The sequence below is a fragment of the Curtobacterium sp. MCSS17_006 genome (assembly GCF_003234215.1).
GTDB lineage: Bacteria > Actinomycetota > Actinomycetes > Actinomycetales > Microbacteriaceae > Curtobacterium > Curtobacterium flaccumfaciens.
The window spans coordinates 194,934-209,198 of sequence record NZ_QKSO01000004.1; the positions used below are offsets into that span (position 1 = coordinate 194,934).

Genomic DNA, 14,265 nt, shown 5'->3' on the forward strand with positions numbered 1-14,265 from the left:
TGGCGTCAGGCTAACGCGTGCGGGCGCGGGGACGTGGTTGGCACACGGGGCAGATGTGGCTCGACCGGTTCATGAAGGCCTCGCGCACGATCGTCGTGCCGCAGAGTGGACACGGCTTCCCCTGCTGGCCGTAGACGTTCAGGCGCTGCGAGAAGTACCCGGACTGCCCGTTGACGTTGACGTACTGGGCGTCGAAGCTCGTGCCGCCGTCCTCGAGCGCCCGGCGCAGGATGGCGCGGACCTCGTCGAGCAGTCGTCGCAGGTCGGCACGGGTGAGGCGGTCGGCGGCGCGGTCGTAGTGCAGCTTCGCGGCCCAGAGCGACTCGTCGGCGTAGATGTTGCCGATGCCGCTCACGACGCCCTGGTCGAGCAGCACCCGCTTGATGCCGCTCGACCGCTTCCGGGCCATCGCGGTGAACCGGTCGTCGTCGAACGCGGGGTCGAGCGGGTCGCGGGCGATGTGCGACACCTGCCCGGGCACCCACCGACGCCACACGGCATCGGGGTCGATCGCGTCGACCTGCCCGCCGAACCCGGCGGGAGCACCGTCGATCGTCGGCACCATCGCGTCGATCGCCATCGAGCCGAACGTGCGCTGGTCGACGAACTCGAGTTCCACCGGGGGCTCCGCCGCACCCGAGCGGTCCGTGCCCGCGGGCTGCACGTCGATGAGGATCCGCCGGTGCTTGGCCGCCGGTCGACCACGGCCGAGCAGGATCTGCCCGCTCATGCCGAGGTGGGCGACGAGTGCCTCGGGGCGGTCCCCGTCGTGCTCGGGCTGCAGCGGCATCCAGAGGAACTTGCCCCGGCGCACCGCAGCGGCGATCGTGCGACCGGTCAGTCGGTCAGCGAAGTCTTCCGAGGGGCCGTCGTGCCGGGTGAGGGCGCGGTCGTCGACCACGTCGACGTGCAGGACCCGCGCGCCGCTGACGGCGGGTTCGAGGCCGGCGCGGACGACCTCGACCTCGGGGAGTTCGGGCACGCGGTCAGGCCGCTCGACCGGACAGCCGGGTCCAGGCGTCGAGCGCGGCGGCCATCTCGGCGGCCTTCTTGCTCGACCCGGTGCCGGTGGCGATGTCCTCGCCCTGCAGGACGACCGTCGCCATGAAGGTCTTGTCGTGGTCAGGGCCGGTCTCGGTGACGCGGTACGCCGGGTTGCCGAGCGAACGGCTCGAGGCGAGCTCCTGCAGGCTCGTCTTCGGGTCCATCGCGGCGCCGAAGCGGTCCGGGTCGATCATGAGGGGTTCGACCAGGCGGAGCACGAGCTCGGTGGCCGGGTCGGGACCGGCCGACAGGTACGTCGCGCCGATGACGGCTTCGACGGTGTCGGCCAGGATCGACGACTTGTCGCGCCCGCCGGTCTGTTCCTCGCCCTTGCCGAGGCGCAGGTAGCGGCCGAGCCCGATCATCCGGGCGATCTCGGCCAGCGCCACGGTCGACACCAGGCTCGCTCGACGCTTGGCGAGGTCACCCTCGTCGAGGTCGGGGAACGACCGGTAGAGCTTCACGGTCACGGCCTGGCCGAGGATCGAGTCCCCGAGGAACTCGAGGCGCTCGTTGTGCTTGATGCCCCCGTGCTCGTAGGCGTAGGAGCGGTGCGTCAGGGCGAGCTGGAGCAGCTCGAGGTCGATGTCGGCCCCGAGGATGCCCTGCAGACGAACGACGTCCGGCCCCGCGGGGCGAGACCCCGCAGCGCCGGACGTTGTCGTCATGCGTTCGGTCCGATCAGACGTCGGCGACCTTGCGGCCCTTGTACTCCATGTACAGGGGCGTGCCGGCCGAGTCCTCGACGACCTTCGCGCGGTGCGGGAGGCTGTAGGTGACCTGACCGTTCTCGATCGTCTTCACGAGCTGGATCGGCGTGGCCTTCCACTGCGAACGACGGGCGTGCGTGTTCGCACGGGACTGCTTGCGCTTGGGAACGGCCATGGTGAATCTCTTTCGGTTGGTCGGTGGTCGGTACGGGGGCTGGCGGTGTCGGGACCTACTCGGTCTCGGCCCGCTCCTCGCCCTCGGTGGTCTTCGGTGCGGTGGTGTCACCGTCGGTGCTGTCGTCGAGCTCGATCGCGCTGAGCGCTGCCCAGCGGGGATCCAGCACCTGACGAGCGGGCTGCTCGCCGAGGTCGGCCAGACGCTCGCCCGTCACCGGGTCGAGTCCTGGGCAGTCCGGTCGGCAGACCGGCTGGAACGGCAGCGACAGCACCACCGCATCTCGAACGACCTGTTCGGTGTCCACGTGGTCATCGCGAACGAAGAAGTCGAAATCCTCCGAGGCATCATACGCGAACAGCTCGGCGAAATCGACCTCGATCGGTTCGCTGATGTCGATGAGGCAGCGCGAGCACTCCCCCGTGGCGTCGGCCGAAGCGTGTCCGGACACGAGGACGCCCTCGTGCAGGCCTTCGAGTTTGACGTCGATGTGCAGTTCGGCACCCTGTCGGACGCCGATCAGACCGGCCCCCATCGCGTCGGGCACCTCGATGTCGAGCGAGTGCTCGCGCATCTCACCCGGCCGGTGCGCGAGGTCGCGCACGCGCAGGGCGTAGGGGCTGTTCACGGGGGAAGACACGATCGACAAGCCTAGCGCGATCCAGGCCGAGAGTCGAGGTGGCGACAGGCGTGTCCGGACGCGGTGGGCGCGGTGCGCGTGCTGGGCAGGCTGGCGGGTGTGCTCAGCGGGCCGCGAGCGCGTCGGCGACCGTCTTCGGCACGTAGGGCGTGACGTCACCGCCGAGGGACGACACCTGGCGGATCAACGAGCTCGACACGTGCGCCCGCGACGCCTCGGGCAGCAGGAACACCGTCTCGACGTCGGCCAGGTGGCGGTTCATGATGGCCATCGGGGTCTCGTACGCGACGTCTTCGCCGGACCGCACACCCTTCACCAGGACCTTTGCCCCGACCTGCCGGCAGTAGTCCACCAGCAGACCGGACGTCCACTCGCCGACCGTCACCGTCTCCGGCGCGCCGACCTCGACCAGCGAGTCCTTGATGAGCCGGACCCGGTCGACCGCCTCGAACATCGCCGGCTTCTTGTCGGGGTTGTGCACCACGAGGACGTGCACCTCGTCGAAGAGCCCGGCCGCGCGGCCGATGACGTCGAGGTGCCCGAGGGTGACGGGGTCGAAGGAACCGGGGACCACCGCGATCTGCGCCATGGCAGCGACGATACCGCCCGCGACGCTGTGCCCCCGGGTCAGTTCTTGCCGAGGAACGCCGCGTCGGACTCGTCGAGACGCCGGGCGAGGGCGTCGCGGAGGGCCGGGGACCCCTCGAGCTCGGGATCGGGTTCGAGCACGCGCTCCGCTTCTCCGCGCGCGTCGACGATGAGGTCGGCGTGCTCGACCACCCGGAGCAGGTTGAGCGAGGACCGCCCACCGGACTGCCGTTCGCCCAGGACGTCGCCCTCGCGCCGGAGCTCGAGGTCGACCCGGGCGAGCTCGAACCCGTCGTCCGAGGCGGCCACGGCGTCGACGCGCTCGCGCGAGGTGGTCTCGAGCTCGGCCGAGGTGACGAGCAGGCAGACACCGGCCCACTGCCCACGACCGATGCGGCCGCGGAGCTGGTGGAGCTGCGAGACCCCGAACCGGTCAGCGTCGAGGACGGCCATCATCGCCGCGTTCGGCACGTCGACGCCGACCTCGATCACGGTCGTCGCCACGACCACGTCGAGGTCGCCAGCGGCGAAGGAGGTCATCACGCGGTCCTTCTCGTCGGCGGTCATCCGGCCGTGCAGGACCGCGATCGAGCGCCCTTCGAGCACGGGCATGGTGCGCATCCGCTCGGCGGTGGCGAGCACGGTCGCCGGGGCACGCTTCGGGGCGTCGTCCTCGCCATCGGCCGGCTCCGGCTCGCCGTCGTCCTCGGTGTGGGCGTCGTCGATGGCAGGGCAGACGACGAACGCCTGGCGACCCTTGGCCAGTTCCTCGGCCATGCGTGACCAGATCCGGGGTTCCCACCCGGGGTGCTCCGCCAGCGGGACCGTGAAGGTCTCGACGCCGGCGCGCCCCGACGGCATGCCCGTGATGGTCGAGACGTCGAGGTCGCCGAACACCGTCATCGCGACGGTGCGCGGGATCGGCGTCGCGGTGAGCACGAGCACGTGCGGCGGGGTCGTGCCCTTGGTGCGGAGGGCCTCGCGCTGCTCGACACCGAAGCGGTGCTGCTCGTCGACCACGACGAGCCCCAGCTCGGCGAAGTCCACCCGGTCGCCCAGGAGCGCGTGGGTGCCGACGACCAGCCGTGAGCTGCCCGACACCGCCGCGAGCAGGGCCCTTCGACGTTCGTCGGTGGACTGCGACCCCGTCAGGATCACCGGTCGGAGCTCGGCGGCCAGGTCCGGCCCGAGGAACTTCACGATGGAGCGCAGGTGCTGGGCCGCCAGCACCTCGGTCGGGGCGATGAGCGCGGACTGGCCGCCGGACTCGGCCACCGTGAGCATCGCCCGGATCGCCACGAGCGTCTTGCCCGAACCGACCTCGCCCTGGATCAGCCGGTGCATGGGCCAGGTGCGGGCGAGGTCCTGGTCGATGTCGGCACCGACGGCCCGCTGGTCGTCCGTCAGCGTGAAGGGCAGGGCGGCGTCGAAGCGCTCGAGGATGCCACCGGGGGCGGCCACACGCGAGGTGGCCGCGGTGCGACGGGCCGCGATCCGGCGCTGCACCAGGGCGGTCTGCAGGACGAACGCCTCGCGGTAGCGCAGGGCGTCCTGCGCGCGCTTGAAGTCCGCGACCTTCTCGGGGCGGTGCAGCAGCTCGAGGGCACGGCGGAACGGCACGAGGTCGAGCCGGGACCGCGCGGACGCCGGCACCGGGTCGGGCAGGTCCGGCAGGGTGTCGAGGACGATCCCGATGGACTTCGCGATCTGCCAGGACGTGAGCGAGGCCGTCGCCGGGTAGATCGGGATCGGCTGGCGCGACCACCGGATCGCTTCGTCGGAACCGGGCTCCGCCGTGGCGCGGGGGTCGTCGGGGTCGAACAGCTCGTAGTCGGGGTGGGCGAGCTGTCGGGCACCCCGGTAGTCGCTGACCTTGCCGGAGAAGATGCCTCGGGCGCCGGGGACGAGGTCCTTCGTGCGCCACCCCTGGTTGAAGAACGTGAGGGTGAGCAGGCCCTTGCCGTCGCCGATCTTCGCTTCGAGGATGGAGCCGCGGCGCGCGCGCATGGTGCGTTCACGGACGTCGACCACCTCGGCCACGATGGTGACGGGTTCGCCGATCGCGAGCGAGTCGAGGGCCGTCAGCGCACCACGCTCGGCGTAGCGGCGGGGCGCGTGCTCGAGGAACTCCCCCACCGTGCGGTAGCCGAAGGCCTTCTCGATCGCGGTCGCCGTCCGACCGCCGAGCACGTTCGCGAGCCGCGCGTCGAGCGGCGCCGGACCGAGGTCGGGCGCGGCCGGCGCAGCGGGGGTTCCGGAGGTGACCACGCTCCAACGGTACCGGGCACGACCGACCCCGCCCGTGCCTCCCGAGCGGCCTGTGGAGAACGCCGGACCGGACCCGTCGGGCCGATACGGTGGCTGCATGACCCGCATCATCGCCGGCGCCGCCGGCTCCCTGACGCTCCGGGTGCCGAAGTCCGGCACCCGCCCGACGAGCGACCGCGTGCGCGAGGCGCTGTTCTCGTCGCTCGAGGCACGGGAGCTCGTCGAGGCCACGTCGGTGGCCGACCTGTACGCGGGGACGGGCGCGCTCGGGCTCGAGGCGGCGTCCCGCGGTGCGGCCGAGGTGGTCCTGGTCGACCGGGCATCCGCCGCCGCGCAGGCCTGCCGGGCGAACGCGAAGGCCGTGCAGCAGCGGGTGCCGGGCGTCCGGATCGACGTGCAGCCGCAGCCGGTGCTCGGGTACCTGCGCGGGACCGTCCGCACCTTCGACCTGGTGTTCATCGACCCGCCCTACGACGTCACCGAGCACGAGCTCGCCGAGGTGCTCGAGGCCCTGTCTCCGAAGCTGACGCCGGATGCGGTCGTCGTGGTCGAGCGGAGCAAGCGCTCCCCCGAGCCCACCTGGCCGGCGGGGCTCGCGCCGTTCAGCAAGCGCAGCTACGGCGAGACCGTCGCGTGGGAGGCCGTCGCCGCCGGCTGAGGCAGCCGGTCAGCCCGGTCAGCCGGCGGCGCCGTCCCAGTCGGCGTAGGGGTCCCAGCCGGTCGTCGGCACCGGCGATCCGGCGCGCAGCAGGTCCGCGTCACCACGCTCCAGCACGACACCGATGCGCCGGAAGCCCCCGGGCAGAGCCGTGCCTGCCGGGAACGTGGCGAGCAGTCCGTGGTCTTCGCCGCCGTGCAGTGCGACCTCGTCGACGTCGGCGGCGGCATCGAGTTCGAGCGTCACCCGGCTGGCACGGGCGAGCCGACCGGCGTCGATCGCCAGGCCGTCGGACAGGTCGAGCATCGCGGTGGCCCCGGCCCCGGCTGCGAGCGGCCCGTCGGCGATCGGGGGCACCGGGCGGCGCTGGCGTCCGACGTCGGGGTCGACGTCCGCGCCGCTCGCGACCGTCGCGGCGCGGTCCGGCTCGCCCCGGTCGTCGACGCCCTCGCGGAACAGCCGGGACAGCCCACGGGCGGCACGTCCGAGCTCGCCGGACACCGCGAGCACGTCGCCGACGGTCGCACCCGACCGGAGCACGGGCGCGCGGCCCAGCAGGTCACCGAAGGCGGTGACGGCCACCGTGAACGTCGCCGAGGTGGAGAGGTCTCCCCCGACGACCCCGCACCCCGGCGCGAGTGCATCGACGGCGAGCCGGAAGCCGTCGGCGATGCCCTCGAGGACGGCCACGGGGGTGCCCTGCGGTGCGGCGAGGGCGATCACGAGGCCGCTCGGTACGGCACCCATCGCGGCGACGTCGGAGAGGTTCGTGGCGGCCGCCTTCCAGCCGATGTCCGTCGGTGACGACCACGCCCACCGGAAGTCCGGACCGTGGACCATCATGTCCGTCGTGACGACGAAGCGGCCGTCCGGAGCGGCGACGACGGCGCAGTCGTCACCGGGGCCGAGGATCGGCGTGCCCGCGGGCAGACGGCTCGTGATCCGGTCGAGGACGACGAGTTCGCCGAGCTCCCCCACCGTCGGTCCGGCCCAGGCGTCGTCCGTCGCATCCACACGAGAACGGTAGCCTGGACGGCGATGGACACCGCGCGCCGCACCCCTCGCACCCTCGCGATCCTGGGGGCCGTGATCACCCTCGCCGCCGGACTGACCGGGTGCACGAACGCCGTGTCGATGTCCGCCGCCCCGTCGGCGAACGCAGCGGCGTGTGCGGCCGTGCAGGTCCGACTGCCCGCGACCGTGGACTCGAAGTTCGACCTGCGGAACACGAACGCGCAGGCCACGGCGGCCTGGGGCGACCCCGAGGTGGCGATCTACCACTGCGGTGTCGCCGTCCCCACCGTGTCCGACCTGCCGTGCTTCTCGCAGGGCGGCGTCGACTGGATCCGCGACGACCGCGGCGACCAGGTCGTCTACACGACGTTCGGTCGGTCACCGGCCGTGCAGGTCGTGGTCGACTCGACGAAGACCACGTCATCGGTCGTGCAGGAGCTGTCCGACGCCGTGTCGTCACTGCCGAAGGACGGGCACGAGTGCCTCGACCCGGCGGACGTGCAGGGCTGACCGAACTGGTCAGCGGACGGCGGCGCGACCCAGCTCGATGAGCTCCGTGATCAGCTCACCGTAGGACACCCCCGACGCCGCCCAGCAGCGCGGGTACATCGACAGCGGCGTGAAGCCCGGCATCGTGTTGACCTCGTTCACGACGAAGCCGTCGTCGGTCAGGAAGCAGTCGACACGGGCCAGCCCCGAGCCACCGATGGCCTCGAACGCGCGGGCACCGATGGAGCGGATCTCGTCGGTCTCGTCGTCGGTCAGCGGTGCCGGGCAGAGCAGCGACTCGTCGCCGCCCAGGTACTTCGAGGCGAAGTCGTAGAAGCCATCCTCGGCCACCACGATCTCGCCCGGCAGGCTCGTGCGCGGCACACCGTCACGGCCCTCGAGCACGGCGACCTCGACCTCGCGGCCGATCACACGGGGCTCGACGATGACCTTGGAGTCGTGCTCGAACGCCAGGTCCATGGCGGCACCCAGCTGCGAGGGCTCGTCGACGCGTGAGACACCCATGCTCGACCCGGCGCGGGCCGGCTTGACGAACAGCGGCCAGCCGTGGGCGGCGATCGTCTCGGCGACGTCGACCGGGTCGGCCGCCCACTGCCGGCGGAGCACCGTGGTCCACGGGGCGACCCGCAGCCCGGCGTGCTCGAGCACGGCCTTGGCGACGTGCTTGTCCATCGCCAGGGCGCTCGCGAGCACGCCGTCGCCGACGTAGGGCAGCCCGGCGATCTCGAGCAGGCCCTGGATCGTGCCGTCCTCGCCGAAGGGGCCGTGCAGGATCGGGAACACCACGTCGACCGGGATCGCGGTGACGGTGCCGTCGGGGTGGGAGACGACGAGTTCGTTGGTGGCCGGCGAGGTCGGGAACGCGATCCGCGTGCCGTTGTCGGGCACCGTCGGCAGCGCGCCGTCGCGGATGGTCCACTGCGCCGGGTCGTCCGACTGCAGCGTGAAGGCACCGTCCTGGGTGATCCCGATCGGCACGAGGTCGTACTCGGCCCGGTCGACGACGTCCATGATGCCGCCGGCGGTCACACAGCTGATCTCGTGCTCGCTCGAGCGACCGCCGAAGAGCACGGCGACGGTGGTCCTGGGCATGGGGGTTCCCTCGGGGATCGTGGGCACGGGAGTCCCTTCGTGACTCGGTGCGGGACCGGTCACTCGCCCTGCGGCTCGTCGGTCTCGGTGAGGTGCGGCGCGATGTTGCGCGGATCGAGCCTACCGGCGAGGACCTCGCCGACCTGGCTGACGATGGGCATGTCGACGCCGTTCGCCGCGGCCAGCTCGAGGATCGGGGCGACCGAGGCCAGCCCCTCCGCCGTCTGGTTCATCTGGCGGACGACCTCGTCGAACCGGTAGCCCTGGCCGAGCAACCGCCCGGCGGTGTTGTTCCGCGACAGCGGCGACTGGCACGTGGCGATGAGGTCGCCGAGGCCCGCGAGCCCGGACAGCGTGGACGACTGCGCGCCGAGCGACACCGCGAAGTCGGTCATCTCGGCGAGGCCGCGCGTGATGATCGAGGCCTTGGTGTTCTCGCCGTACCCGACCCCGTCGACGATGCCGATCGCGACGGCGATGAGGTTCTTCAGCACACCGCCGAACTCGGTGCCGATGACGTCGGTGTTGATGAACGACCGGAAGTACGGGTTCGTCGCGACGGCGGCGACGTCGGTGGCGGTCTCCAGCGAGGACGACGACACCACGGCGGCGGTCGGCTGCCGACGGGCGATCTCGAGCGCCAGGTTCGGGCCGCTGGCCACCGCGATGCGGTCCTGGTCGATGCCGAGGCCCTGCAGCAGGACCTCGCTCATCCGCAGACCCGTGCTCTTCTCGACGCCCTTCATCAGGCTGACGACCGGCACGTCGGCCGGCAGCAGCTCGCGGATCGCGGCGAGGTTGGAGCGCAGGGTCTGCGAGGGCACCGAGACGTACACCTGCGAGGCGCCGTCGAGCACGCGCTCGAGCGACGTCGAGGCGGTCAGGGTGCGGGGCAGGTTGATGCCGGGCAGGTAGTCCGAGTTGCGCTTGGTCTCGGTGATCTCGCGGGCGACCTCGGGGCGTCGGGCCCACACCACGGTGGACGCACCGCCCTCGGCCAGCACCTTCGCGAAGGTGGTGCCCCAGCTGCCGGCACCGATCACGGCCACCCGGGGCTTGTCGGTCGACTGCATGACCACGCGGATCGCGGCGGTGTCGAAGGCCCCAGGAGCCGCGACGGCGGGGTCGGGTCGGTCGTCGTGGGGTCGGAGGTCACTCAAACCGGCCGGTCTCCTTCTGGTTGTTCGCCGCCGGGTCCCAGCGGGTCGCGGGTGCCCGTTCGCCACGGAGCACCTCGAGCAGCGCGGTGATCTCGCGCATGACGAGTTCCGTGGCCTCGCCGAGCATCTGCTGGTCGATCTGCCGACCGCGGTACGCCGACAGGTCGACCGGGTCACCGATGATCACGTCGACGCGGGACGGCGGGAACAGCCGGAGCTTCTTGCCGTACCTGGCCATGATGTTCTGCGTGCCCCAGTGGGCCATCGGGATGAGCGGCACGTCGTTCTCGAGCGCGATCCGCACCGCGCCCGTCTTGCCGCGCATCGGCCACAGGTCGGGGTCGCGGGTGAGCGTGCCCTCGGGGTAGACGATGATCGCCCCACCCTGCTCGACCAGGGACCGGCCGCCACCGAGCGGGTCGCTCAGACGCGTCCGGCCGGAGCGTTCGACCGGGATCTGCCCCATGCCGGACATGAGCTTGCCGACCACCGGCACCTTGAACAGCGACGCCTTCGCGAGGAACCGCGGCGCCCGCTTCGAGATGTACACGGCGGTGCCCACGACCAGCGGGTCGATGTTCGTGAAGTGGTTCGGTGCGAGCACGAACGCGCCCTCCGCCGGCAGGCGGTTCGGGCCGTGCCAGTGGTAGCGCGCCGAGAACCGGAACGTCGGGATGACGATCGATGCGACGATCCGGAACGCGGTGTTCAGCTCGCCGCGGCGCCACCGGCGCCCACGGACGGGGAGGCCGGTCGCGACCTGCGCGTCGGAGCCGCCACGGGCCTCCAGACCGTCGCCTTTTCCTTCTGCCGGCACGGTGCCTACCCAGCGAAGTCGAAGTCGGCGCCGAGCTTGCGCAGCTTCGGGATGAAGTGCTCGTAGCCGCGGCTGATGATGCCGACGTTGGTGATGTGCGACTCGCCGTCGGCGGTCAGCGCCGCGATGAGGTGGCTGAACCCGCCGCGCAGGTCGGGGACGCGGACGTTGGCGGCGTGCAGCTTCGTCGGACCGGTGATGACGGCGGCCTGCTCGAACGGGCGGCGGGCGACACGGCGGTCGTGGCCGGGCAGCCCCTCCTTGTGCACGACGATGTCGGCACCCATCTCGTTCAGGGCGTCGGTGAAGCCGAAGCGGTTCTCGTAGACGGTCTCGTGCACGATGCTCTGGCCGTCGGCCTGGGTCAGCGCGACGATGAGCGGCTGCTGCCAGTCCGTCATGAAGCCGGGGTGCACGTCGGTCTCGATGACGACGGGCTTCAGGGTGTCCAGCTCGCGGTAGAACCGGATGCCGTCCTCCTGGATGTCGAACCCGCCGCCGACCTTGCGGAAGACGTTGAGGAACGTCATGAGCTCCTGCTGGTTCGCGCCCTCGACGAAGATGTCGCCGTTGGTGGCGAGCGCGGCGGAGGCCCAGCTCGCGGCCTCGTTGCGGTCGTTGATCGCGCGGTGCGTGTAGCCGCGGAGCGACTCGACGCCCTCGATGAAGATGACGCGGTTCGGCTCGACCGAGACGATGGCGCCCATCTTCTGCAGGATCGCGATGAGGTCCATGATCTCGGGTTCGATCGCGGCGTTCCGCAGCTCGGTGACGCCCTTGGCGAGGGTCGCGGAGAGCAGGACCTGCTCGGTGGCGCCGACGCTCGGGTACGGCAGCTCGATCGAGGCGCCCTTCAGGCCGTCCGGGGCCGTCAGGTGGATGCCGTTGACCTGCTTGTCGACGACCGCACCCATGGCGCGGAGGGCGTCGAGGTGGAAGTCGATCGGACGGTCGCCGATGCGGCAGCCGCCGAGGTCGGGGATGAACGCCTCGCCGAGCTTGTGCAGCAGCGGACCGCAGAACAGGATCGGGATGCGGCTCGAGCCGGCGTGCGCGTCGATCTCGGCGAAGTGCGCCGACTCGACCCGCGACGGGTCGAGGATGAGTTCGCCTCGTGCAGGATCGGTGATGCGCACGCCGTGCACCTCGAGCAGCCCGCGGACCACCTTGACGTCGGAGATGTCCGGCACGTCACGGAGGATCGACGGGGTGTCACCGAGCAGCGACGCCACCATGGCCTTGGTCGCGAGGTTCTTCGCCCCACGGACCTCGATGCGTCCCACGAGCGGCTTGCCCCCGCGGATGACGATCTCGTCCGACTTGAGGCCCACGCGCGCCCCTGCGGCCGCTGCGTCCTGTACGAGAGAGTTCACTACTTCACCGGCAATGTCTTCGGCCGCCAACTGGAGCGGCGGGATTCGAACTCCGTGATCGAGGTCTCGTCACGGAGGGTGAGCCCGATGTCGTCGAGCCCTTCCATCAACCGCCAACGAGTGTAAGCGTCGATCTCGAAGGGGACGTCCACATCCCCCAGCGACACGCGCTGGGTCACGAGGTCGACCGTCGCCTCGATGCCCGGGTTCGCCTCGATGGCGGCCCACAGGCGCTCGACTTCCGGTTCGGTCACGATCGCGGTGACCAGGCCCTGCTTGCCGGCGTTGCCCCGGAAGATGTCCGCGAACCGGGGCGAGATCACGACCGAGAAGCCGAAGTCACGGAGCGCCCAGACGGCGTGCTCGCGGGACGACCCGGTGCCGAAGTCGGGGCCGGCGATCAGGACGCGGGCGCCCTGGTAGCGCTCCTGGTTCAGGACGAAGTCGGGGTCCTGACGCCACCCGGAGAACAGGGCGTCCTCGAAGCCGGTCTTCGTCACGCGCTTCAGGTAGACCGCGGGGATGATCTGGTCGGTGTCGACGTTGGACCGCTTGAGCGGGGCAGCGATGCCGGTGACGGTGGTGATCTTGTCCATCAGAAGGTCCCGTCGGTGGCGGTGGCGGACGTCGCCGCCGCGATCTCGTCGTCGGTCTCCAGGTCCCACGGGCTGGACAGCGTGCCGCGCACCGCGGTGGCCGCGGCGACGAGCGGCGACACCAGGTGTGTGCGGCCGCCCTTGCCCTGGCGGCCCTCGAAGTTGCGGTTCGAGGTGCTGGCGCAGCGCTCCCCCGGTGCCAGCTGGTCCGGGTTCATCCCGAGGCACATCGAGCAGCCGGCGAACCGCCACTCGGCGCCGAACTCGGTGAAGACCTTGTCGAGCCCCTCGGCCTCGGCCTCGAGCCGGACGCGCGCGGAGCCGGGCACGACCATCACCCGGACGCCGTCGGCCTTGGTGCGGCCCTTGATGATCGACGCGAAGGCCCGCAGGTCCTCGATGCGCGAGTTCGTGCAGGACCCCATGAACACCGCATCGACGGCGATGTCCTTCATCGGGGTGCCGACGGTGATGTCCATGTACTCCAGGGCGCGGCGTGCGGCGGCCTGGTCGTTGGGGTCGCTGTAGGCGGCCGGGTCCGGCACGCTCTCGGACAGCGAGACGCCCTGGCCGGGGTTCGTGCCCCAGGTGACGAAGGGCTCGAGCTCGTCCGCGTCGATGAACACCTCGGCGTCGAACACGGCGTCGTCGTCGGTGGCGAGCGTCTCCCAGTACGCGACGGCGTCGTCCCAGTCCTGGCCGGTGGGCGCGTGGTCGCGGCCCTGCACGTAGTCGTAGGTGGTCTGGTCGGGGGCGACCATGCCGGCGCGGGCACCGGCTTCGATCGACATGTTGCAGATCGTCATGCGGCCCTCCATCGAGAGGGCGCGGATCGCGGAGCCGCGGTACTCGAGCACGTAGCCCTGGCCGCCGCCGGTGCCGATCTTCGCGATGACGGCCAGGATGATGTCCTTCGCCGTCACCCCCGGGCGCAGCGTGCCCTCGACCGTGATCGCCATCGTCTTGAACGGCTTGAGCGGCAGGGTCTGCGTGGCGAGCACGTGCTCGACCTCGGACGTGCCGATGCCGAACGCCATCGCGCCGAAGGCCCCGTGGGTGCTGGTGTGCGAGTCGCCGCAGACCACGGTGATGCCGGGCATGGTCAGGCCGAGCTGCGGACCGACCACGTGGACGATGCCCTGCTCCTTGTCGCCCAGGGAGTGCAGCCGGACGCCGAACTCCTCGCAGTTGCGACGGAGGGTCTCGATCTGGATCCGGCTCGTCGGGTCCGCGATGGGGCGGTCGATGGCGAGCGTCGGGGTGTTGTGGTCCTCGGTCGCGATCGTCAGGTCGAGGCGACGCACCGGTCGCCCGGCCTGCCGCAGGCCGTCGAACGCCTGCGGACTCGTCACCTCGTGCACGAGGTGGAGGTCGATGTAGAGGAGGTCGGGGTTGCCGTCCTCGCCCTTGACCACGACGTGGTCGTCCCACACCTTCTCGGCGAGCGTCTTTCCCATGAGCTCAGCCCTCCTCGTCCTCGTCGTTGCGCCGCGACCGCGGCGCGATCAGGCGACTCTACCATTGGTATACCAAAGCGCGGCACCCCGCCCGCCGCGGGTCCGTCACCCCGCCGTCGCACGCCCGTCACCCCGTGACGGCACGGCCTGGAGGCCCGTGGCG

15 protein-coding genes are annotated in these 14,265 nt (G+C 71.3%); 2 read left to right on the plus strand and 13 right to left on the minus strand.

The window, feature by feature from the left end; translation table 11 throughout:
• Window positions 1-10 precede the first annotated feature (10 nt).
• The 6 genes from mutM to DEJ21_RS06155 form a co-directional block, all read right to left on the minus strand.
• Window positions 11-982, minus strand: a complete 972-nt coding sequence (gene mutM / locus DEJ21_RS06130; protein ID WP_111224041.1) for a bifunctional DNA-formamidopyrimidine glycosylase/DNA-(apurinic or apyrimidinic site) lyase — start codon at window positions 980-982, stop codon at window positions 11-13.
• A gap of 4 nt (window positions 983-986) precedes the next feature.
• Window positions 987-1,712, minus strand: a complete 726-nt coding sequence (gene rnc, locus DEJ21_RS06135; protein WP_173034235.1) for a ribonuclease III — start codon at window positions 1,710-1,712, stop codon at window positions 987-989.
• A gap of 13 nt (window positions 1,713-1,725) precedes the next feature.
• Complete coding sequence (gene rpmF / locus DEJ21_RS06140) at window positions 1,726-1,929, minus strand: 50S ribosomal protein L32 (RefSeq protein ID WP_017888273.1); 204 nt, start codon at window positions 1,927-1,929, stop codon at window positions 1,726-1,728.
• Between the two features lie 55 nt (window positions 1,930-1,984).
• Complete coding sequence (locus DEJ21_RS06145; protein ID WP_071405664.1) at window positions 1,985-2,557, minus strand: DUF177 domain-containing protein; 573 nt, start codon at window positions 2,555-2,557, stop codon at window positions 1,985-1,987.
• A 115-nt stretch (window positions 2,558-2,672) separates the two neighbouring features.
• A complete protein-coding gene (coaD, locus tag DEJ21_RS06150; protein ID WP_110863963.1) occupies window positions 2,673-3,158 on the minus strand; it encodes a pantetheine-phosphate adenylyltransferase in 486 nt (161 codons plus the stop codon).
• Between the two features lie 38 nt (window positions 3,159-3,196).
• On the minus strand, window positions 3,197-5,425 hold the full coding sequence (locus tag DEJ21_RS06155; RefSeq protein ID WP_258374893.1) for an ATP-dependent DNA helicase RecG: 2,229 nt from the start codon (window positions 5,423-5,425) through the stop codon (window positions 3,197-3,199).
• 97 nt (window positions 5,426-5,522) lie between these two features.
• Between DEJ21_RS06155 and DEJ21_RS06160 the strand changes: the two genes are divergently transcribed.
• Window positions 5,523-6,083, plus strand: a complete 561-nt coding sequence (locus DEJ21_RS06160; protein ID WP_111224042.1) for an RsmD family RNA methyltransferase — start codon at window positions 5,523-5,525, stop codon at window positions 6,081-6,083.
• Between the two features lie 18 nt (window positions 6,084-6,101).
• Here the strand turns inward: DEJ21_RS06160 and thiL are convergent, their stop codons facing one another.
• A complete protein-coding gene (thiL, locus tag DEJ21_RS06165; RefSeq protein ID WP_111224043.1) occupies window positions 6,102-7,097 on the minus strand; it encodes a thiamine-phosphate kinase in 996 nt (331 codons plus the stop codon).
• A gap of 24 nt (window positions 7,098-7,121) precedes the next feature.
• Between thiL and DEJ21_RS06170 the strand changes: the two genes are divergently transcribed.
• Window positions 7,122-7,607 (plus strand): DUF3515 family protein, encoded by a 486-nt coding sequence (locus DEJ21_RS06170; RefSeq protein WP_111224044.1) that lies wholly within the window; start codon window positions 7,122-7,124, stop codon window positions 7,605-7,607.
• A 9-nt stretch (window positions 7,608-7,616) separates the two neighbouring features.
• On the opposite strand, the gene DEJ21_RS06175 is transcribed toward DEJ21_RS06170, so the two are convergent.
• The 6 genes from DEJ21_RS06175 to leuC form a co-directional block, all read right to left on the minus strand.
• A complete protein-coding gene (locus DEJ21_RS06175; protein WP_111047098.1) occupies window positions 7,617-8,699 on the minus strand; it encodes a D-alanine--D-alanine ligase family protein in 1,083 nt (360 codons plus the stop codon).
• Window positions 8,700-8,758: 59 nt separating this feature from the next.
• Window positions 8,759-9,772: an NAD(P)H-dependent glycerol-3-phosphate dehydrogenase gene (locus DEJ21_RS06180; RefSeq protein ID WP_031259730.1), complete on the minus strand. Its 1,014-nt coding sequence runs from the start codon at window positions 9,770-9,772 to the stop codon at window positions 8,759-8,761.
• Between the two features lie 79 nt (window positions 9,773-9,851).
• Window positions 9,852-10,676 (minus strand): 1-acyl-sn-glycerol-3-phosphate acyltransferase, encoded by an 825-nt coding sequence (locus DEJ21_RS06185; protein WP_084741194.1) that lies wholly within the window; start codon window positions 10,674-10,676, stop codon window positions 9,852-9,854.
• 5 nt (window positions 10,677-10,681) lie between these two features.
• Window positions 10,682-12,049, minus strand: coding sequence for a UDP-N-acetylglucosamine 1-carboxyvinyltransferase (gene murA / locus DEJ21_RS06190; RefSeq protein WP_111023958.1), 1,368 nt, complete (start codon window positions 12,047-12,049; stop codon window positions 10,682-10,684).
• Window positions 12,049-12,645: a 3-isopropylmalate dehydratase small subunit gene (leuD, locus tag DEJ21_RS06195; RefSeq protein ID WP_111023957.1), complete on the minus strand. Its 597-nt coding sequence runs from the start codon at window positions 12,643-12,645 to the stop codon at window positions 12,049-12,051. The genes murA and leuD overlap by 1 nt, the downstream gene beginning before the upstream one ends.
• Complete coding sequence (gene leuC, locus DEJ21_RS06200; RefSeq protein ID WP_111224045.1) at window positions 12,645-14,102, minus strand: 3-isopropylmalate dehydratase large subunit; 1,458 nt, start codon at window positions 14,100-14,102, stop codon at window positions 12,645-12,647. The genes leuD and leuC overlap by 1 nt, the downstream gene beginning before the upstream one ends.
• Between the last annotated feature and the right edge of the window lie 163 nt (window positions 14,103-14,265).

What these genes read in the sequence shown, in the direction of transcription:
- DEJ21_RS06175 (WP_111047098.1), bottom strand. Translation starts at nt 8,699, where the DNA reads ATGCCCAGGACCACCGTCGCCGTGCTCTTCGGCGGTCGCTCGAGCGAG.
- leuD (WP_111023957.1), bottom strand. Translation starts at nt 12,645, where the DNA reads ATGGACAAGATCACCACCGTCACCGGCATCGCTGCCCCGCTCAAGCGG.
- rnc (WP_173034235.1), bottom strand. Translation starts at nt 1,712, where the DNA reads ATGACGACAACGTCCGGCGCTGCGGGGTCTCGCCCCGCGGGGCCGGAC.
- DEJ21_RS06160 (WP_111224042.1), top strand. Translation starts at nt 5,523, where the DNA reads ATGACCCGCATCATCGCCGGCGCCGCCGGCTCCCTGACGCTCCGGGTG.
- DEJ21_RS06180 (WP_031259730.1), bottom strand. Translation starts at nt 9,772, where the DNA reads ATGCAGTCGACCGACAAGCCCCGGGTGGCCGTGATCGGTGCCGGCAGC.
- rpmF (WP_017888273.1), bottom strand. Translation starts at nt 1,929, where the DNA reads ATGGCCGTTCCCAAGCGCAAGCAGTCCCGTGCGAACACGCACGCCCGT.
- coaD (WP_110863963.1), bottom strand. Translation starts at nt 3,158, where the DNA reads ATGGCGCAGATCGCGGTGGTCCCCGGTTCCTTCGACCCCGTCACCCTC.
- leuC (WP_111224045.1), bottom strand. Translation starts at nt 14,102, where the DNA reads ATGGGAAAGACGCTCGCCGAGAAGGTGTGGGACGACCACGTCGTGGTC.
- DEJ21_RS06170 (WP_111224044.1), top strand. Translation starts at nt 7,122, where the DNA reads ATGGACACCGCGCGCCGCACCCCTCGCACCCTCGCGATCCTGGGGGCC.